General features: G+C 35.6%; 21 protein-coding genes. 8 read left to right on the forward strand and 13 right to left on the reverse strand.

The window, feature by feature from the left end:
- Position 1: 1 nt before the first annotated feature.
- The 4 genes from K6119_RS03350 to K6119_RS03365 form a co-directional block, all read right to left on the reverse strand.
- Positions 2-643, reverse strand: a complete 642-nt coding sequence (locus K6119_RS03350; RefSeq protein ID WP_221835333.1) for an O-methyltransferase — start codon at positions 641-643, stop codon at positions 2-4.
- 304 nt (positions 644-947) lie between these two features.
- A complete protein-coding gene (locus K6119_RS03355; protein WP_221835335.1) occupies positions 948-1,289 on the reverse strand; it encodes a heavy-metal-associated domain-containing protein in 342 nt (113 codons plus the stop codon).
- A gap of 5 nt (positions 1,290-1,294) precedes the next feature.
- On the reverse strand, positions 1,295-3,523 hold the full coding sequence (locus K6119_RS03360) for a TonB-dependent receptor (protein ID WP_221835336.1): 2,229 nt from the start codon (positions 3,521-3,523) through the stop codon (positions 1,295-1,297).
- A gap of 55 nt (positions 3,524-3,578) precedes the next feature.
- Complete coding sequence (locus K6119_RS03365; protein ID WP_221835338.1) at positions 3,579-4,040, reverse strand: HYC_CC_PP family protein; 462 nt, start codon at positions 4,038-4,040, stop codon at positions 3,579-3,581.
- Positions 4,041-4,297: 257 nt separating this feature from the next.
- On the opposite strand from K6119_RS03365, the gene K6119_RS03370 reads away from it, so the two are divergent.
- From K6119_RS03370 to K6119_RS03380, 3 genes are read left to right on the forward strand one after another with little or no spacing between them, the layout of a single operon-like run.
- Complete coding sequence (locus K6119_RS03370) at positions 4,298-4,633, forward strand: ArsR/SmtB family transcription factor (RefSeq protein ID WP_221835340.1); 336 nt, start codon at positions 4,298-4,300, stop codon at positions 4,631-4,633.
- A 5-nt stretch (positions 4,634-4,638) separates the two neighbouring features.
- Positions 4,639-5,124, forward strand: coding sequence for a DUF6428 family protein (locus K6119_RS03375; protein WP_221835344.1), 486 nt, complete (start codon positions 4,639-4,641; stop codon positions 5,122-5,124).
- On the forward strand, positions 5,124-5,744 hold the full coding sequence (locus tag K6119_RS03380; protein ID WP_221835346.1) for a low molecular weight phosphatase family protein: 621 nt from the start codon (positions 5,124-5,126) through the stop codon (positions 5,742-5,744). Before K6119_RS03375 ends, K6119_RS03380 begins: the two co-directional genes overlap by 1 nt.
- Here K6119_RS03380 and K6119_RS03385 read toward each other — a convergent pair.
- The 4 genes from K6119_RS03385 to K6119_RS03400 all read right to left on the reverse strand — a co-directional run bounded on the left by K6119_RS03385 (position 5,741) and on the right by K6119_RS03400 (position 8,548).
- Positions 5,741-6,610, reverse strand: coding sequence for a hypothetical protein (locus K6119_RS03385; RefSeq protein ID WP_221835351.1), 870 nt, complete (start codon positions 6,608-6,610; stop codon positions 5,741-5,743). The two genes, K6119_RS03380 and K6119_RS03385, sit on opposite strands and share 4 nt — an antisense overlap.
- An 11-nt stretch (positions 6,611-6,621) precedes the next feature.
- A complete protein-coding gene (locus tag K6119_RS03390) occupies positions 6,622-7,557 on the reverse strand; it encodes a pyridoxal-phosphate dependent enzyme (RefSeq protein WP_221835352.1) in 936 nt (311 codons plus the stop codon).
- A gap of 2 nt (positions 7,558-7,559) precedes the next feature.
- Positions 7,560-7,982 (reverse strand): hypothetical protein, encoded by a 423-nt coding sequence (locus K6119_RS03395; RefSeq protein ID WP_221835353.1) that lies wholly within the window; start codon positions 7,980-7,982, stop codon positions 7,560-7,562.
- 125 nt (positions 7,983-8,107) lie between these two features.
- On the reverse strand, positions 8,108-8,548 hold the full coding sequence (locus K6119_RS03400) for a hypothetical protein (RefSeq protein WP_221835355.1): 441 nt from the start codon (positions 8,546-8,548) through the stop codon (positions 8,108-8,110).
- 99 nt (positions 8,549-8,647) lie between these two features.
- On the opposite strand from K6119_RS03400, the gene K6119_RS03405 reads away from it, so the two are divergent.
- A complete protein-coding gene (locus tag K6119_RS03405; RefSeq protein ID WP_221835357.1) occupies positions 8,648-9,229 on the forward strand; it encodes a hypothetical protein in 582 nt (193 codons plus the stop codon).
- A gap of 14 nt (positions 9,230-9,243) precedes the next feature.
- On the opposite strand, the gene K6119_RS03410 is transcribed toward K6119_RS03405, so the two are convergent.
- Both K6119_RS03410 and K6119_RS03415 read right to left on the reverse strand, forming a co-directional pair.
- Entirely contained in the window at positions 9,244-9,492 is a 249-nt protein-coding gene (locus tag K6119_RS03410; RefSeq protein ID WP_221835359.1) for a hypothetical protein, read from the reverse strand.
- A 148-nt stretch (positions 9,493-9,640) separates the two neighbouring features.
- The gene (locus K6119_RS03415) at positions 9,641-9,892 is read right to left on the reverse strand and encodes a hypothetical protein (protein ID WP_221835361.1); all 252 of its coding nucleotides are present in this window, start codon (positions 9,890-9,892) and stop codon (positions 9,641-9,643) included.
- A gap of 157 nt (positions 9,893-10,049) precedes the next feature.
- Between K6119_RS03415 and K6119_RS03420 the strand changes: the two genes are divergently transcribed.
- Positions 10,050-10,796 (forward strand): hypothetical protein, encoded by a 747-nt coding sequence (locus K6119_RS03420; protein ID WP_221835363.1) that lies wholly within the window; start codon positions 10,050-10,052, stop codon positions 10,794-10,796.
- Positions 10,797-10,870: 74 nt separating this feature from the next.
- Here K6119_RS03420 and K6119_RS03425 read toward each other — a convergent pair whose 3' ends face one another.
- On the reverse strand, positions 10,871-11,362 hold the full coding sequence (locus K6119_RS03425) for a hypothetical protein (protein ID WP_221835365.1): 492 nt from the start codon (positions 11,360-11,362) through the stop codon (positions 10,871-10,873).
- A gap of 154 nt (positions 11,363-11,516) precedes the next feature.
- Here K6119_RS03425 and K6119_RS03430 point away from each other — a divergent pair, with 154 nt between their 5' ends.
- From K6119_RS03430 to K6119_RS03440, 3 genes are read left to right on the forward strand one after another with little or no spacing between them, the layout of a single operon-like run.
- Entirely contained in the window at positions 11,517-12,506 is a 990-nt protein-coding gene (locus K6119_RS03430; RefSeq protein WP_221835367.1) for an NAD-dependent epimerase/dehydratase family protein, read from the forward strand.
- Positions 12,507-12,512: 6 nt separating this feature from the next.
- Positions 12,513-13,277: a DUF1295 domain-containing protein gene (locus K6119_RS03435; RefSeq protein ID WP_221835369.1), complete on the forward strand. Its 765-nt coding sequence runs from the start codon at positions 12,513-12,515 to the stop codon at positions 13,275-13,277.
- A gap of 34 nt (positions 13,278-13,311) precedes the next feature.
- The gene (locus K6119_RS03440; protein WP_221835371.1) at positions 13,312-13,995 is read left to right on the forward strand and encodes a hypothetical protein; all 684 of its coding nucleotides are present in this window, start codon (positions 13,312-13,314) and stop codon (positions 13,993-13,995) included.
- Here the strand turns inward: K6119_RS03440 and K6119_RS03445 are convergent, their stop codons facing one another.
- Both K6119_RS03445 and K6119_RS03450 read right to left on the reverse strand, forming a co-directional pair.
- Positions 13,996-15,468, reverse strand: coding sequence for a hypothetical protein (locus tag K6119_RS03445; RefSeq protein ID WP_221835373.1), 1,473 nt, complete (start codon positions 15,466-15,468; stop codon positions 13,996-13,998).
- A gap of 177 nt (positions 15,469-15,645) precedes the next feature.
- A complete protein-coding gene (locus K6119_RS03450; protein ID WP_221835374.1) occupies positions 15,646-20,628 on the reverse strand; it encodes a PKD domain-containing protein in 4,983 nt (1,660 codons plus the stop codon).
- Between the last annotated feature and the right edge of the window lie 161 nt (positions 20,629-20,789).

Raw genomic sequence — 20,789 nt, forward strand, 5'->3', positions numbered from 1 at the left:
ATTATTTTTTTCTCATTACCATAATTCCGTCTCTAACCGGAAATAGCACGTTTTCAACTCTTTCATCTGCATGCACCTTATCATTAAAATCTCTGATAGCTGCATTACTTTTGTCGTTAAATTTTGATTCATCAACAACATTACCACTCCACAAAACATTATCAGCCAAAATAAATCCACCAGGTCTTACTTTGTCTATTGTCAAATCAAAGTATGTCGCATAATTAGGTTTATCGGCATCTATAAATACCATATCTATCCCGTCCGGCAGATCAGGAATAATATCGGCAGCTTTGCCAAAGTGCAATTCAATCTGATCTTTATATGGTGAGTTTAAAAGATACTTATCTAAAATAGGTTTCAATTCCTCGTTTAAATCAATTGTAATTAATCTACCATCTGCCTGTAATCCCTCTGCCATACACAAAGCCGAATAACCTGTATAAGTTCCAATTTCCAAAATATATTTTGGCTGAATCATATGAGATAACATGGACAAAACCCTGCCCTGCACATGTCCTGATAACATTCGAGGGGACATTACTTTTAGCCAGGTTTCTCTATTCAATCCTGCTAAAAGCTTATTTTCTTTGTCAGTGTGCTCTTCTACGTATTTTTCAATCTTTTCGGGTAAAAAATCCATTTTAATCTGCTTGATTCGTCATAAAGATAATATTGAGTTTATTATCTTCACTGAAAATTCTGAGAGAATATGGTAATGTCGATTATTCCGTGGTACATTGCTCTGATATGGGCTATTTTTGCAACGGTTTTTTACATGATTAGATATAGAAAAGTTGAGACTTTAAAGAATCCATGGATTTTGGTAGGGATCTTTGCTGCCAATTTTTTCTTTTTTGCCTTTGCTGTAATTATATTCATCATTTTAGAATATATCCGATCTAACAGAAAAAAATAGGCGCTCTTTATAAGAACGCCTATCCAATTTATTTGTGACCGCCATCCTGACAGCACTTTGGCAACTTTTCATAAGCCTTATTATCTCTTGGAAATTCACCGGCATTGTAACCGATTTTAGTCACCAAATATTTTACCTTTTCTTGATTTAAAAATTTGGTTTTATACTTCACCGTTAGAATTTGAGAATCTACATCTAATTCAGCAAAAATGATTCCTTTGGTGTAGTTTAATTCTTCTTCTATTCTCTCTTTACACATTCCGCATTGAGCAGATGTTTTAAATGAGATTTGTTGCACTTTAGGTGCTTTTTCCTGCCCAAATGAAGCTGATAGGAACAATACAAAAATGATTGATAATATATTTTTCATACTAATTATTTTTTCTTGTGTTTTAATTCAAAATGTAATCCTGCGTAAACATTAAAGCCTCTAATTGGTGCCCACAACTGAGTAGCATCAAAATATGAACCAAACGGATCGTCCGCAGAAATAATCGCTCCGTTTTGAATAACATTTAAAAGGTTTTCTCCACCTACATAAAAACTTATTCTTTTCAATCTATAAGTTATTTGACTACTCAACAACCAATAATCAACAGATTCATCAGACCTTCTGTATTCAATAGGATTGGCGGCTGTTGATGGTAAACGTTTTCTTCCAACCCAGTTTCCGGTTACATCAAAACTCCACTTTTTGTTTCTGGTTGTGTATCCGACATTTGCCAAAACTCTAAACTTTGGAACAAATGCTTTTTGTTGTAACACACCATTAAACTCAGCTTTAACATCATAATACTTAAATGCCATCCTGACGTCAAAATTCTTAATTGGCTGAAGATTCAACTCTGTCTGAACACTATGCGAATAGGAAGTTGCGTTTGTGTTATAAACATGCAATTCTCCCGGATCTACATCCATATCAGTGATTAATTGATTATTAAAATGTGTGTAGAAATAATCTACTGAAAAACTACTCACATTATCACCAATTAAAAACTTCTGAACGTAAGTCAAACCTGAACTAATCGCATCTTCAGGTTGAATATTTGGATCCACTATCCACTGTCTGTTGGATGCCATTAAACTGTTGTAATCAGCATATGGATTTGGAACTCTAAATCCTCTACCTACTGATAAGCGCAAAGCACTTTTTTTACCAGCATTCCACTTCAAATGTAAACGTGGAGCTAACAGGGGTCCATACAAATTGTGATAATCACCTCTAACTCCTGCTACTGCAATGAATTTATCCATATGATTATAGGTATATTCAAAAAATGCTCCCGGTACTATTTCTGTTTTCACAAAGTTTGAATCATTGTAGGTTTGATTGTAATTATCCACAATAAAACTCAGTCCCGTTTTATAGTTATGGTTGGTATTTTTAATGATGTCAGAAAAGATACCATTGAAATAATATTTTTTCTGTGTTCCATCATAACTGGTATTCCCATAAACATTGGCCATATCATGATACTTCAATTGATGAATCAACCCCAGGGAGCCAAACTTTCTATTTTTAAAGAAAAAACCATTCTTCATAAAGCCTTCAAGATGCTTTGTTTCAAATTTCGCTCCCCACTTGGGATTTATTGGATCCTGACTATATTGATATCCAATTTGACCTCCTTCTTTTTTCATGTAAGTGGCCTTGATCCCAAATCGAGTTTCAAAGTTTTTACCTGTATATTCCCAGCGATTCATGCCGGCCAATAAAAAGCCTACGGGATCATCTTTAAATCCATCATTGTTAACATCAGTCTCAACGAATTGATTAGAACCATGAATAAAAGTCATGGTTTTCCATTTATCATTGATGTGCTGGGCTCCATGAACGTTTATTTCGGCCCGTGAAAACTTGTTGCCATAAACATTGACATATAGCTTCTCTGCATCAGCCGGTTGTTTTATTTTTAGATTAATCAATCCTGCCATGGTTTCGTATCCATTTACAACAGAACCGGTTCCCTTAGTAATTTGAATAGACTCAATCCAGGTACCCGGAGTAAACATAAGACCATAAGAAGTAGACAATCCACGAACCAAAGGAATATTCTCCCATTGCATCTGCGTATAGATTCCATCTAGCCCTAACATTTGAATTTTCTTAGCACCTGAAACCGCATCTGTGATATTGACATCCACTGAGGCGTTCGTTTCAAATGATTCAGAAAGATTACAACAAGCAGCTTTTCTGAGCTCTTCAGATCCAATTGTTTCAATATTCATTGGATCTTTTAAATCAATCATTTTACCAAGGTTTTTACCCTGCACTACAACGCCTTTTAAAAGTGTAGCTGAATTCAAATTGATTTTGTAATCCATTCCTCCTTCTACAATAGAAAAAGCCATAGTTTTATAACCTACCGAAGCAATAATAAGTGTATCGGGTAGTTGTTGCGCGTGTAAACCAAAGTTTCCAAGTGAATCTGTAATGGCTCCTCCATCTTGATTTTTCCACTTTACTTTGGCAAAAGGTATTGGAATCTCCTCTCCTGTTTCTGAAATAGAGACCACTTTACCGTGAACATGTTGTGCATGCGCAATTGCACTAATTGATAATACGCAGACCATAATGGTCCACTTAAAAATTTTATATTTCATTTAAGATTTAATTAATGGTTAAACGAATAGAAATAGATCCTCTATTCACCATTAATCATATTCTGAAACACTGTACTTCTACACATATATCCCGTTCACTATTTGGCGGAACATAAGCGATCCCTGTAGATCTAAAAAGTACATAAGGATGTTCGAAATAAAAGTCATAGAATGAAGGCAATATCTTTGAAATCAACTTCACATCATCCGAAGCTGTTTGTGTCAACTTTGTCTTAGCCAAATCAACTATTTCAGTTGAACAGCAGTTGTTCTCAGATTTAGTTGAATGATCACAATGTGTTGCTTCTTGCTTTTGCTCTTCGTGCTTACAGCATTTTGATTTACAATGTGACTTTTCTTCTTCTTGTTTATCTTTTTTCTGATGATCACATTTTGCCACTGAAAGAATTGAAATATCAGTTATTTCTCCTCCACAATGATGAATAGAAGCATACGTTCCTGCCGTTGAAAGCAAGAATAAAGTCAAAAAGAATATGGCTTTAATTCTTGTAATCATGATTTATACATCAAAGATATGAAAAAAGGAAGTGCAGATCAAGATGCTTAAACTATATACTTGGAATCCAAAAGAGCATAAAATTCATGTGCATATATACAGATTAAAACAAATGAGCTCGTTTTAATACGTTTTTAAAACATTTTATTACTATTAATAAATGTCTTCAACACAATTGTTTAACAGTATTTTAACAAGGAAACAACAGATTTTAGAGTCAAAACCGAAATATTAATCGTAATATTGCAATGAATATTATGGGAACAACAAAAAAAGAGCTTTTTTCGGAGCGACAAAATAAGATTGCCGGTTTAGCAAAAGCACTTGGACATCCTGCACGAATTGCAATTATTGAGCAGATGTTAAACAGTGAAGATTGCATTACCAATGATTTGGTAAATGAGCTTGGTCTAGCACAAGCAACCATCAGTCAACATTTAAAAGCATTGAAAGACGAAGGCATCATTCAAGGAACCATAAGTGGAGTAAAAACATGCTACTGTATCAATGAGTCTACCTGGAATGAAATAAGCGAACAATTTGATTTGTTGTTCAAATCATATAATGGATGTAACAGTAGTTGTAAACAATAGAAATTATGAAATTATCAGATATAAAAAATGCATTAGCACAGGTTGAAACGGTAGAATTTATTTTACCTAATGGATCAAAAGTTCCGGCTCACTTTCACGTAACAGAAGTGGGTAAAGTTGAAAAACACTTTATTGATTGTGGAGGAACCACTAGAAAAGAGGCACGAATAAATTTTCAGCTATGGGAAGATGTTGACTACGATCATAGATTAGCTCCTCAAAAATTGATCAATATTATTGAACTTTCAGCGTCTACTTTAGGACTTACAGATGAAGAAATTGAAGTAGAATATCAAGGTGAGACTATAGGCAAATATGATCTTGAATTTAAAGATGGGTCATTTTATTTACTGAATACTAAAACAGATTGCCTAGCAAAAGATAAATGTGGAATTCCTGTTGCTAAGGAAGAAAAGAAAAAAGTAAGTTTAGCCTCATTGGGTGGAAAAGCTGAAGGCGGTTGTTGCTCACCATATACCGGATGTTGTTAATGAATGCTATTAGTGAGAATTTAACTCAATTCATTGAAGCCAGAAAAGGAGAATTTGAATTGATTTCTGATAGTCGAAAAAATCAGTTGGATCAATTTGCAGCTTACATTTCAGAGAAACGTAAAACAGGCGAGGTTCAATTGATTTTCATTTGTACACACAATTCTAGAAGAAGTCATTTATCTCATATATGGTGTCAAATTGCTGCTGAGTACCACGGGATTGAAGAAGTAAAAGCTTTTTCAGGAGGAACAGAAGCCACTTCAATGTTTCCTCAACTGGTGAATACTTTTGAAAAACAAGGTTTGACAGTTGTAAAGAATACTGAAGGTCAAAATCCAGAATACCAAATTTCATTTGCTTCAGATCGACCTCCCATAATTGCTTTCTCTAAAATTTATGATGATCCTTTCAACCCTCAAGAAAATTTTGGTGCGGTTATGGTTTGTTCAAATGCAGATGAAAATTGTCCTTTCATTCCAACATGTGACAGGAGAATTTCATTGCCATATGAAGACCCCAAAGAATTTGACGGAAGTGCCCAAATGGAAGAAGGCTATTTAAATAGATCTACAGAAATAGCCAGAGAATTCTTTTATTTATTTTCAAAAGTAAATTAGGCCGAGCAATCACAATTATCTTCAAGCCACAAGAACCATGAACCATCTATTTGCACAAAATAGAGGATATTATAGGTCCATTCATCTTTGATGATAATTACCTTGTTAATTAATGCATTTTCAAATTTATCAGGTAATTGTTCTGCCTTAAACTCTTCCATTGAAGGATCGGCAAAAGTTGGCAATTCATTTTCATTTATTGATTTGTAATACATTCCGTCTTCAGCTCCGGGATACCCCTCACAAAAATCACCTACAGGCATTTCATTTGAAATATTACATTCCCAATTGATGAACTTTTTAATTTGAGGACTGGTTTCTTGAGATGGTGCACAATAAACACCTATTCGATATGCACTTTTAAAGCCAAGATCAGCATTTAAAAATTTTTCAATCAGATCATCATCTTGGCGGGAATAAGCTTTGATAAATTCACTTAAAAAGCCACTGAACTCTGACTTCTTTTCCAGTATTGTATAATTGCGTAAAACCTCTTTCAAATAAGGTTCATCACCTTCCCCAGCCTCATATAATGTATCAATCTCCCACTCTACTAACATCACACTCCCTTTTAAATCATCTGCAATAATATCATCAAATGAAAAACTGATCAGTTTGTTTTCACTGTTTTTAAAAAAGGCATACCAATAATCATAGTTACTATCAAAACTGTCAAAAACTAAAGTATCCTGATATACTTCACCGACCTTCCAAGAAAAGTCAGGTCTAATTTCTGAGTCAAAATCAGCTAAAAGTCCATTTTCTTCAATAGTTAAGTCTTCTGAATTAGACTCGCCTTCATTAATACTTTCGCTTCCGCATGAAAAAATAATAAGGACAAGAACAGTGGAAATCAGCTTTCTCATAAATATTTATTTTAGAAAGGTAAATTATCAAAATCTACATTTCCACCCGAAACAATTACCCCAACTTTTTGATTCTTAAACAAATCTTTTCTCTTGATAACTGCTGCAACAGCAACTGCAGAAGAAGGTTCTATTACAATTTTCATCCGTGACCAAATGAGTTTCATTGCTTCTATAATCTCATCTTCACTAACCGTAATAATTGATTCAACATGTTCCTTAATTAATGGAAAGTTTCGATCACCTAATTGGGTTTTTAATCCATCTGCAACTGTATTACTGGCTTCATTGTCTTCAATTTCTCCTGATAAAAATGAGCGATAAGCATCATTTACATTCTCCGGTTCTCCAGCATAAACTTTACAATTTGGAGCAAATATAGAGGCTGCCAAAGCGGTTCCAGCTAACAATCCGCCGCCACCAACAGGAGTTATTATAGCATCCAAATCCGGGTGATCATTCAATAATTCAATTGTTGCAGTTCCTTGTCCATGAATTACGTCATCATCATTTGAAGGATGTATAAAAGTTGCTCCTTTCTCTTTTTGAATTTTATTTGCCGCTTCTTCTCTGTCTTTAAGCGTAGGCGGACACATTATCACTTCTCCACCATATCCTTTTACAGCTTCAACTTTTACTTTAGGGGCGGAAGTGGGCATAACAATATAGGCCTTCACTCCTTGAGCCTTTGCTGCCAAAGAAAGAGCTTGCGCAAAATTTCCGGATGAATGTGTAACAACACCTTTCGCTTTCTCACTATCAGATAATTGTAAAATTGCATTGGCCGCACCTCTCATTTTAAAGGCACCCATTTTTTGAAAGTTTTCGCACTTCAAAAACAGTTGGCAATTAGCAACATCATTCACTAAACCCGAAGTCAATACAGGAGTCCAATGAATATAAGGTTTGATTTTTTCGTGTAATGCTAGATAAGATGATTTGGTCATATTTAATCTATACTCATGTCTTTCTCGTAATTAGAAACTTTCCAATGACCATCAATTCTTTTCATGTCATAATTAAATGTCATTTCTCCTAATTCACCCCTTACCTCTTCACATATACATTTTGCTGTATTGGATGAAACGTCACAATTAACCCCAACAATCTCGGTATCGTATGGTTCACAGCCTGCATCTATAGTGCCTTGAACTGTCTCATAGGCATTTCCGGTAGATAACTTTAGGGCATAATCACATTTACCGTCTGCTAGTGCATTGGCAAATTTTTCAATTACAAATTCTACGTCACCACCATATAGGGATATTTCTTCATCTTCATCAATAAACCAATCTAAAATCGATATTGAACCATCTGATGATGAACAGGCGTTCATTAGGAAAACAGTTGAAAGTATGGCAATAATTCTCATGTCTACAATTTCTTTGTTTCAGGTTTCTTAAAGATAACAAAAATCAACAAGACACTTTTTCAATTGTCTAAGTATATTTATGTTGTGATTTTACCTGCTTTATCTTTTGTAATCATATTCAATTTTTATTCGGCATTGACCACATCAACGCTTAAAAAATCAGCCTTTCCATGGCCTTCCACTTTTTCTTTAAATGATTTTCCTATCCCGTTTTGCGGAGAAACCTGAGTTTCAATTTCTACATTCTCAGATCCATCTGAAAAATTAAAGCGTAGTTCAACCTTTGAAAGAGTTTTAGATTCGTGCGTATTAAAAATTTGACCTTTAATTACCCATTTATCTCCAACCAGGGCTTTTCTTGAAGTTACTTTTCTAATACTAATAAAAGATTCAAAATCACTGGCCGATATAAATTCTGAATCTTCAATACCTAAATCTTGATATAGCTTTCTTTTCTTTTCATTAGGTAAAACAAAATAGGTCACCCCAAGTCCCACAATTATTAAAAACAATGCCAGCAAAATTCTTTTGAGCCACTTCCTTTTTTTTGGTTTGTTTTCAGTCATCTACACACTATTTAACAGCTTTTCACGTAAATCTACTGATAATAAATCAAACCCTATTAATGCTATATGCGTATCTTTGATTGAAGTAAAAAGGTTAAAATGAAACAATTTAGGCTACTAATTTTAATGGGGATTTTGTCCTTAAACGCTAATTTTTCAAGGGCTCAATATGATGCTTTGGAGCTGGTTCCCAGCCTGTACATCCCTGTTTCTCATCAAACACAGTATTATGCTATTGGTTTTGCTGCTGATTTTAACTATTACTACACAGATGAATCAAACTACTCTTTGTATGGTGGACTAGGATTTTATAATAAGAGAAGAAAAGAAGAGTCTCCTTATCCTCCATTTTATGGAATTAGATTTTTTTACGGAGCCCAATACAAATTTCAAATAATTGAAAATCAATTTAACATTTCGTTAGGTGCAGAAGGAGGTTATCAAATGGGAATTCACGCTGGAAATTCTTCTACTGGAACTTCAATTGTATTTGAAAGTGCCTTAGGTGCTTCTCCCAGATTAGGTTTTAACTGGAGAATAGACGAAGGATTTTTTGAAATCGGGGCACAAGTTAAATATAACATTTATCTCCCTGTTAGCGGAGGATACTATTTCGGCTCTTATGCTGAATCAATACACCAATGGGTTCAACCCGCTATTGGATTGAAAATTTACATTTAAGCAGTTATTAGGTATTAATATTCGTCAAGGTCAAAGTCTTCTAATCCTTCAGATGAAGACATGTCCCATTGTAAATATTGCTCCAATTGGTCATCAACACTTTCACTGCCCAAATCTTTTAAACGGGCATTAATTAGATCAATTTGTCTTTTCACTTTTTTTGCTTCCCCTACTTCATTCAAACAAATTAATTCACCGTATTGAATTCTCAACTGTTCTAAATCAGCTTCTAATTGCGCTATTTTATATTGGTTGGCACTCATATCAGTAACAATTTAGAGAATAGTAAAAAAGAATTCAACTTAAGTTTTCCACTTGTTAAAAGCTTTATTAACAAATACTTACCTAATTAAAACAAAAAAAGTCCCGAAAAATCGGGACTTTGTAAATGCTTGAATTGACAAATTTCAATTAATAACTGTCAAAGTCATCATCAAAATCGTCATCAAAATCGTCATCATCATCATCATCCTCGTCATCATAAAATGAATCATCATCAAAATCATCATCTGAGTAATCATCATCATCCTCGTCATCATAGTAGTCATCATCCTCGTCGTCGTCCTCATCATCATCAGGACCGAAAGATGTACCATTCATAAACGATAACTCGTCTGAATCTGTGATTGCAGATTGATCCAACTCTCCCGATAAATCAATCATTTCCAAAGTTTTAACTTTCATCTTAGCAATAATAATTTATACTCGAAATGTATATATTTTTTTAATGTAATACACTATTTGATTTTTTTTTTCGAAAATTTTTAATCTGTCACTCTTGAAGTTTTATATCCTCCTAATTTTCATCTATCTTCACCGGGTGAAAAATTTGATTCTTACCTGCATATTTTTACTTGGAAGTTTAGCTTCTGCAATGGCTTATAACCCAGGAACACCGGTTACTCCTCCTGACACTTTAAAATGTGACACCCTATGGTTAAAAGCAGGTGGTTATAAAATTTGTACAATCTTAGCTGATGATGGGAATGAAATAAAGTTTTCTGATTGCCCTCAAAATGCAATTGTTTCAACAATTCCTAAGTCTGCTACAAAACTTTCTCCTGCAGATAGTGCTTTGGCTGCTCAAAAGGCATCAGAGTGTGACACTATTTATTTAAAAGGAGGTGAAATTGAAATGGGTCATGTTAAATATTTCAATAGCAGGAAAATCGTATATACCGGCTGTTGTCAAAATTGTACAACAGAGAAGTCATTGAAGCGTAAATCGGTTGATTCAATTCATTATGCAGATGGCAGAAGATTAGCCAAAGGAGTTTATCCAACACCAGTATCAAATAATACCACCATTACTCCTAGCACTACAGATGCTCCAAAAAAACTATATTCAGAGCAAGAGAAAGTTGCCTTCACTAAAAGAAAAAAGATATTTAAAATTTTAGCGCTATCATCAGCAGGCGGAGCTTTAGTTGCTGCTTTGCTTTTAGCACTGGTTTCAACATTAAATCCATTTTTATTGGGCTTTACCTTTTTTGGTTTAATTATAGCCGTTTTGGTCTTTTCAATGCTTTTTGTAAAAAACAAAAGAAAGCTGGAAGGGAAGGAATAAAAGCCTTTAATCTTAATTAAAAGAAGAATCCGCGATAAATTAAATTACCGCGGAATACCTTCCTCTTTTCCTCATTAATATTTTACGTAATCAGATAAACTAAACCATTCACGTGAATAGACAATGTCTTTTATACAGTCATTTTCAATTCCCATATCGAATGTATCAAAGTTTACATCTACCGGATATTCAGGATTATCATTAACGTAACTCATTTTAATAGCCAAAGAATAATAATCTTCATCTTCCCAGGCTTTGTGAGATTTAACTACAGTTACGGTAACTTCTTTACCTACTAAATCATCTACATACAAATACAGTTTGCCATAAACCGTTTTTGCATTTTCTTGACAATCATTGTAGTCATCAAAGCTTACAAAACACATATTTGCTTCTGCAGATGAGAAAAATGTAAGACGTGTAATGAGTTGCTTAATTTTAGTGGTGGATACCTTACCTTCAAAAGTATTAAAGGCGTTGATAATTCCCGTACGAACAGATTCGTCACGGGCAGTTGTACTAATACTAAATAATAGTAATAAGATTGAGAGAATGAGGGATTTCATACTGTTTGGATTGAGGGGTTAGTAAATAAGTCTGTCTTGTTATGTAATAACCTAAAACTTTTAGGTTACATCTTGTATGTCCTAATAAGTTACGTAATAATTTCCTGTAAGTCAATGGTTCCATAAAAAATATTATTTTCACCTAAGCTGAATTATGCATATGAAAATAGGAGTTACCGGGGCCAGCGGACATGTTGGCAACGTTGTTTGTAGAAAGTTAATTGAACAAGGACATGATGTTCGTGCCTTATACAATAAAGACAAAAGAGCATTAGAGGATGTAGATGTTGAATTGTTTCAAGGAAATGTGCTGGATGCCGGGCGAATGAAAGAATTTGTTGATGGATGTGATGTCGTTATTAATTTAGCAGCTATCATTAGTATTTATGGAGATCCTACAGGAATTGTGTTTAAAACCAATACTGAAGGTCCACGCAATGTTTTGAACGCTTGTATTGAAAAAGGAGTTAAAAAGATTGTTCATGCCAGTAGTACACATGCCGTTTTAGAAGAACCTTTAAACGAACCTTTTGCTGAAACCAGACCCTATAAGCAGCCTAAACATTTTGCCTATGACTACTCTAAAGCTACAGGTGAACAAATAATGCTTGATGCTTTTAAAGGAGGAAAGATTGAAGGATGTGTAGTTCGACCTAGTTGTGTTATAGGTCCGTATGATTTTAAGCCTTCTGAAATGGGTAAAGCCATAAAAGATTTTTACAATCGTAAAATACCAATGCTACCACCTGGTGGATATAATTGTGTTGATGTACGTGATGTAGCCGACAGTATTATTAGAGCTATTGATCATGGTGAAAATGGAGAGATTTATCTGTTAGCAGGTAAATATTATTCAATAAAGGAATTAGCTAATGTAATACACAATGTAAGTGGTGTTAAAATTCCAAAATCTGTAACACCTTTTTGGCTTTTAAAATTTTCATTGCCCTTTGTAAAAGCTTATGGTAAAATGACCAAGGCTGCACCTTTGTTCACTATTGAAGCAATAACGGCTTTAAAATTGGGACATCCGGGAATGGATTGGAGTAAGGCAGAAAAATCACTTCAGCATAAGTACACGCCATTAGACAAAACAATTGGTGACTATTTAGACTGGCAAAAGAAACAAGGAGTAATCAAATAAAAATACATGGATCAACACACATTATATATAATCTGTTACGTATGGCTAGGGATTGCTATAGCAGTTCACATTACCATGTTTTTTATTACTGCCCCTTTTGGAAGACATACAACCACAAAATGGGGTCCCAGCATTAACAACAAGGCAGGTTGGATAATTATGGAAGCTCCTTCGCTTCTTATCATGAGTTATTTCTTAATATTTGGTACCTATTCACAAGAATCATACGCATGGATTATTTTTGCTTTTTGGATTTTTCACTACATCAACCGAACCATCACTTACCCCATAAGAATAAAAGCAACTGACAAGAAAATGCCTTTAGTTATTGCCATAAATGCGATATTCTTCAATTTAATGAATGCAGGTTTAAATGGATACTATTTAGGCGAATTGGCAGATCCTTCATTGTACGGTGATGAATGGTTAATGAATCCAAGAACCTGGTTTGGAATATTTCTTTTTGTTGTTGGAATGGGTATTAATTGGCGCGCAGATCACATATTAATTAACCTAAGAAAACCGGGAGAAACAGGTTACAAAATTCCAAAAGGTTTCTTATTTGATTGGGTGTCTTCACCAAATTTAATGGGAGAAGTAATAGAATGGACTGGTTTTGCAATTATGGCCTGGAATTTACCTGCACTTACGTTTGCAGCCTGGACATTTGCTAATTTAGTTCCACGAGCTAAAAATCATCACGATTGGTACAAGCAAAGATTTCCTGAATATCCTGAAAAAAGAAAAGCTATTTTTCCTTATATTTTTTAGCGTTACTTTTTGATTTATAATGAATTGTTAAGATATGAAGGCAGCAAAATTACTTGCCGGCACAATTTTATTTGCCAGCTTATTAGCTTCTTGTAAGGGTCAAGAACCAGAGGAAAAAGAAGTAATTGAAAAAAATATTACAAAGGATAGTGTGGTCAATATTGTGATTGATGAAGATACGCTCCCTCCTATCAATGAAAATATCAAAAAGCTTTTAAATAATCCTTTAGATTTGGCTGCATACAAGCAAGAATGGGGAACATCTAATAGTGGAATACCACGAACACCAAATGAAATTTATAGACCTGATACAGCCGGTTTCTTCTATAGATACATGTTGTTTTATAAACTGAATAGAGAATTAAACGAACCAAAACCTGAAACTGACTTATTCAACGACTTTCAAATTTATACTTACAAATATGGAGACGAAGTAGGTAATTTTTATGATACCAATGAAGAGTTAATTGCAATCAAATCAAAACTGGACAACACCACTTTAGGAGAGATAAACTGGTTTGGTAAAAAAGAAATTGAACTTTTGGATTTTTACGGCACTCCTCAATATCAAACAGAGAATTGTTTTATCTACCAATTTGAGAATAAAGTAATGTCAGCTCATTTTGAAAATAACAAAGTTGATTGGTATAAGTACATAAAAATAGACCCATCAATAAAGCTTGATGAGTCTATTCCTGAATGTCTTTATGAATTTTAATTACTTTCCTTCAAGTAATTTACCGTTATCATCTAACTGATGATATTTTCCGTCATCTAATTTTGCCTTAAAATTCTTTGTTTTAAAGTCGTAAGATACGTCTAAGTACTTTCTTTCAGAAAGGATAGTCATTTTATTTGTAGCTCTATCCCAATATGCCAAAGCAGCTTCTCCTCTTCTCCCTACAGTAAAATAATCTTTCTCGTTCTTTGTAGTTAGATACATCAAACCTTCATAGTTATGAGGCACAAGATTCTTCCCATCTAAAGCATAAATCCCGTCTTTGCCTTTTTTCTCAGCCATGAAGAAGTCATAATTTTTGCCTTCCACAAAAATTACATCAAATTCAAAAGGCATAATGATATCTCCGTTTTTCCCAACTACTCCGACTTTTCTGTCATCATTAGTTACAATTTTATAATCATCATACTCTCCGAAAAACAAGTTAGATTGAGTTCCAAAATTTGTCAGGCTTAATTGCTCTACTTTTCCTCCTTTGATGACAAATGCTACATCTCCTTGAGTGCCTACCCATTCATCAAACTGAACTGTTTTTGATACTTTGCCTTTTTCATCTAAAAAATGCCAATTTGCACCTTCTTTTACCACAACTCTTACTGTCAAACTATGTTGCTCAATTGAGAATTTATCAATCATGTAAGCATTATCATACTTAAAAGGTACCTGTGTTTCATTCTTTTGATTCACAACTCCCCATTTCCCATCTCTTTGAACTGCATAATTTCTATTCAAATCTGCATATGACTTTCCATCAAAACTGAACATTGCAGGAGCGTTTTTAACAATTGATGGAGGCAAATTCATTGACTCATCCAAAGACAGAATTCCATATTTATCACCTTTTTTAATAACATAAGCTGTTGAGCTAACATCATTATCCATGATCTCATCAAAAGACCAATTGTAGTGTGATTTCATTTTTTCGTCTAAAGCAATCCAGCCAGTATCTGTTTTACAAACGGCAAGTTCACGGTGTCTGGCATCTACAGCATTATATATGTAAGGTGATAAAGCTTTACCTGCCATGCACACAGCAAATTTTCCTGATTCATCCTTGCATGCGATCATTCCTTTTACCTTAACAGCTTCCCAATTTTCTCCGGCAAATCTGAATTTTTCACCAATGGATGTATAACCGAAAAAATCGTTTCCTTTTTTTGCGGCAACCCATTCGCTTTTAATAACAGTATAATTTTGTCCTGCAGATTCCTCAAAGATGTCCCTTTTTGTATTGGAATATGAATACAGTTCTGCAGCTCCCTTCATTTCTGCGATATAAAAATCTAAAGTATCCGTAGAAACCTTGGTTATCTTCACATATTCTTTAGGCAATAGTTCTTTTCCAAAATCAGTTTGTAAACCAAACATCCCTCCTTCTTCAACTATCACTGCCTTTTGACCTATTGCAACTCCGGCTAATAGTGTAAAGGCTACTAATAATGTTTTTTTCATGCTATAATTCAATTTCGGTGGCTAATATAAATAAAATTAGAATCGACAAATATTTTATTAGATCGACTTTTGATGCTTAGCAAATTTGAATCCAAACTATTGAAAACCAAAAAATAAAAAACCGACTTCTCATTTTCAGAAAAGTCGGTATCTCTATTTAAAGTTAGGTTGAGGCAATTATTTCAATACGGAGACATGTCCGCGGTGTTTTTCCTTCTCTTTAGAGTAATTAGTTCCAAATTCAACTTGCCAAATGTACACACCATCCTGTACCAAACCTCCTTCACCATAAGTTCCGTCCCATCCAACTTCATGATTATATGATTCAAATAGAATCTCACCATATCTGTCAAATATTGTCAGGTGATAATTGTAAATATCAAATCCTGAAAAGAACATTGGCTTGAAAGTTTGATTGAAACTGTCTCCATCAGGTGTAAATACATTAGGAACATAAAAAATCAAAACATCTTTAACTGTAATTGGTTTAGATAAAGTATCTGCACAACCATAATCATTTGAAGCTATTAGCGTAATAGTGTATGATTCATTTCCAACTTCAGGGAAGGTATGTGTCGGATTTTCTTCAAATGATATTACAGAAAGATCTCCAAAGTCCCACTCATAGTTTGTTGCCCAAATTGAATTATTTGTAAACTCAACCTCAGGTAATGTAATATCAGGTTGTTGTGGTGAGAAATTAAATAAAGCAAATGGTTCTGGAACTACATCTATATAATTTGTATAAGTATCCATTGAAGAACATCCTTCAGCTGTTGTAACTACCAAGGTAACATCATAAGTTCCACTTGAATAAATATTGGTTGCTGTTCCACAAGATGTTGCAGAATTACCATCTCCAAAACTCCACATACAAGATGTACCTGCAGGTATTGTATTATTGGTAAAATTCACTGTTAAAGGCTCACATCCAAATTGAACATCAGCTTGAAAATCTATCACAGGATTCGGATGTATAACAACATCAACCTGGTCTGTATTAGAACAGCCAAAGGCATCAGTACCTGTTACAGTATATGTAATGGTTCCAACGTTTTGAATGAAAGGTAATCCATCTGTAACGTTATTATCCCAAACATAAACACCATTTGAACCAGCTCCTGAACCTGTAAGTATGTTATTTGCATTTTCACAAGCCTCAACATCTGTTCCTGCATCAACCGGAGGGTTTTCATTTACTGTTACTGTAAAACCTGACACATCCAACACACAAGGTGCAATTGCAGATACAGTATAAGTAAATGTATAATCACCACCTGATAAGTTGCTCACATCAAAACCACCATTAGAGGTATTGAATTGACCTGAAGATGTTGTTTCTGCCCAAACTCCACCAGAATCAGCTCCAGATAGTAGTGAATTCAAATCAACTGTATTACCAGCAGTATTACAAATTGCGGTTGCATTATCGGCACCTGCTGTCACTTCTTGTTCAACATCAACGGTAAAATTGGCAACATCAGGCACACAAGGGTTGGTTGCTCCAACTGTATAAGTAAATGTATAAGTACCTGCCGCTACTCCAGATGCATCAAATACGCCTGATCCCGAATTAAATTGTCCAGATGCAGATGTTTCTGCCCAAGTACCAGTTCCATTATTACCATTTAATAATGTATTCAAATCTAAAGTTGTACCGGCTGAATTACACAAACTAGCCGAATTATCAGCTCCGGCAATTGCTTCTTGTTCAACATCTACAGTAAAGTTTGCTACATCTTGCACACAAGGTGCTACGGCAGAAATTGTATAGGTGAAATTATATTGTCCTGCAGCTAAACCAACAACATTAAACATTCCGGTTCCGGTATTAAACTGTCCAGATGAAGTAGTTTCTGCCCAAGTACCTGTTTGATTATTTCCATTTAACAATGTATTTAAATCTACAGAGTTACCCGCCGAATTACACAAAGCGGTATTATTATCAGCTCCAGCATCTGCATATTGTTCAATTGTGATATCAAAATCTGCAACATCAAGAATACAAGGCGCTATAGCTCCAATTGTATAAGTAAAACTATATACTCCTGCGGCCAAATTGGAAGCATCTAACATTCCTGTTCCTGCAGTAAATTGTCCTGAACCTGTTGTTTCTGCCCAAGTTCCAGTTTGATTATTACCGTTTAATAGTGTATTTAAGTCTAAAGATGTACCCGGGCTATTACATAATGAAGATATGTTATCTGATCCAGCAATAGCTTCCTGGTTAATAGTTATTGTGAATACGGCCTGATCACCAGGACAAGTACCATTTGGTGCAACATCATATGTAAAAGTATATGTCCCTGCGGTAACACCTGAAGCGTCCAACACTGCTGTACCTGTATTAAATTGATTTGAAGGTGTACCTGATGTTTCTGCCCAAGTACCTCCGGCATCTGCACCAGACAATAAAGTATTCAAATCTAAAGTTGTACCGGCTGAATTACATAATGTAGAAGTATTGTCAGCTCCGGCTGTAGGTAAGTCTGTTACAAGAATTGTGAAATTAGCTACATCCTGAGTACAAGGAGCAATTCCGGTTACTGTATATGTAAAGGTGTAATTGCCAGGAGTTAATCCTGAAGCATCTAAAATACCCGTACCAGCCGTAAATTGTCCTGAAGAAGTTGTTTCAGCCCAAGTTCCTGCTCCGTTATTACCATTTAATAAAGTGTTTAAGTCAAATGTTGATCCCGGAGAATTACAAATTGTTCCATTTGCATCTGCACCTGCCAAAGGCTCCTGATTGATAGTAATAGTAAATGTTGATTGATCTCCCGGACAAGGTCCTAAAGCAGGAACATCATAAACAAATGTATACACTCCGGCAGCTGTTAAGTCAGCATTTAAGACGCCTGTTCCCGTATTGAATTGTCCTGAAGGAGTTCCAGATGTTTCACTCCATGTCCCTCCGGCATCTGCCCCAATCAACAATGTATTTAGGTCAATTGATGAACCTGCATCATTACATAAAGTTGCATTGTTATCATTTCCAGCCGTTGGAAGATCAGTTACAGTTACTGCAAAATCAGCTATATCATCCAAACAAGGTGCTAAACCGGTTACTGTATAGGTAAAGTTATAAGTACCAGCAGTTAGATTTGAGGCATCAAATATTCCTGATCCTGCATTAAATTGACCTGATGATGTTGTTTCTGCCCATGTTCCCGTTGTATTATTACCGTTCAACAAAGTATTTAGATCTAAAGAAGATCCAACAGAATTACACAAAACAGCTGTGTTGTCATTTCCTGCTACAAGATTTGGTTGAATTGTATAAGTAAATGTTTGGGCTACACCTGTACATGTATTGGCAGATGGTGTCACAGTTACCGTTGCTACATTAGGCGTAGTTCCAGGATTTTGTCCTGTAAAGGCTAAAATAGTTCCGAATCCTGAACCTCCTAATCCTACAGACGTATTACTGTTGGTCCATGTAAAAGTAGAACCGGAAGTATTACCGGTAAAAGAAACCATTGTAGTACTTGATCCTGCACATACAACCTGATCTGCAGGATCAACCATTGTAGGCGTAGGATTTACAGTTATAGTAAACGTTTGAGAAGTTCCTGTACAACCATTTGCTGAAGGAGTTACTGTAATAGTTGCTGTTACAGGGCTCTGAGTTGTATTGGTAGCATTGAATGAACCAATGTTTCCTGTTCCGTTTGCGGCTAAACCAATTGATGTTGTTGAATTTGTCCAGCTATAAGTAGTTCCGGCAACATTTCCACTAAAGTTTACTGCTGTAGTAGCCGTATTATTACACAAAGTTTGGTTATTTGGTTGATTAACTGTTGGTGTTGGATTAACCGTAATTGTAAATGTTATTGGAGTTCCTGGACAACCGTTAGCTGTTGGTGTAACTGTAATGTTAGCAATTTGAGGAGTAGTTCCGTTATTAACCACATTGAATTGATTAATATTTCCTGTTCCCGAACCAGCTAATCCTATTGAAGTATTGTCATTTACCCAATTATAAGTAGTACCAGGTACTGCACCGGTAAAATTGATTTGTCCTGTTAGAGAACCGTTACAAAGAGTTTGGTTACCAGGATTATTCACAGTAGGCGTAGGAAAAACTGTAACACAAACAACGTTTGAGTAAGCAGTGGTTCCACAGTTAGTTACTGCAGCTCTAAAACAAGTATTAGTAGTTAGTACGCCTGTTGAAGCATTGGCAGCTGTTGCACCTCCCATATTGGTCCAAGGACCACCTGCATTAGGAGCAGATTGCCATTGAATTGTACCGGTATATCCTGTCAAAGTTAAGTTTGCAGTTTGACCAGGGCAAATTGGTGAAGGAGCTACTGCTGCAGTTCCAGGAACAGGTCCAGCAGGAACATAAGTTATAATAGCATATCCATTTCCGGCATTTGCACCTTGATTACATCCACCACCAAGAGGTGTTAAAGAAGATCCTCCAGATCCACCTCCACCGCCAAGATATCCTGAAGGCCAGCAGTCTGAACCACCGCCACCACCACCGTAGTAGCCACCGCCGCCTCCACCACCGGGACCATTTCCTCCGGTAGAAGCCCCGTAACATGGATCAAATGCACCATTTCCACCTTGCCCAAAAGAACCAGCTTGTCCACCGGCACCAGAACCCCAAGCGGTTCCTCCAGATCCTCCGGCAAATTGTGATCCTCCACCTCCGGGCTGACCAAAAATTCCAGTTCCTGTACCACCAGTTGCACATCCTCCTACTCCACCATTTTGATTGTAAGTTGAAGAACCTCCGGGTGATCCACCACCACCTCCGGCAACAGCTACTCTATCACCAAGCGTGTAAGGAGCGAAACTGATGTCAGTAGCACCACCTCCTCCACAAGCATCAAAAAATATACTTCCGTTAGATCCGTTTCCACCTCCGTTATATCCACCAGAATTGTTTCCACATCCACCGGCACAACCTACGTCAATTTGAATAGTTTGACCTGGAGTTACGGGTAAGGTTCCGGTTACAACTGCACCTAAACCACCGCCATTTCCACCACCTTGTGCTCCGGCAATTTCAATATTAATACTGGTAACACATGGAGGAACCACCCAGTTTTGAGGGGCGCCTGTACATCCAAAATTCACTGAAGTTTGAGCTACAGAAACATTTAATGCTAAAGTAGCCGGTAAAAAGAGTAGTAATAATCTTTTCATTCCTTGGTTTTTACATAAGGGTTCCTTTGACAAAATTGTCAGTAATCCATGGAAGAATGAGGTTCAAGAGGTTTAACGAAAAAAAGAAAAAGGGGCTCTTTTAAACGTTTAGTTTGTTTCTTCAGTAAATATAACGATCCGAATAAATGACCGTTGCCAAA

Origin of the sequence: Paracrocinitomix mangrovi (assembly GCF_019740355.2) — a bacterium.
Lineage (GTDB): Bacteria > Bacteroidota > Bacteroidia > Flavobacteriales_D > Crocinitomicaceae > Paracrocinitomix > Paracrocinitomix mangrovi.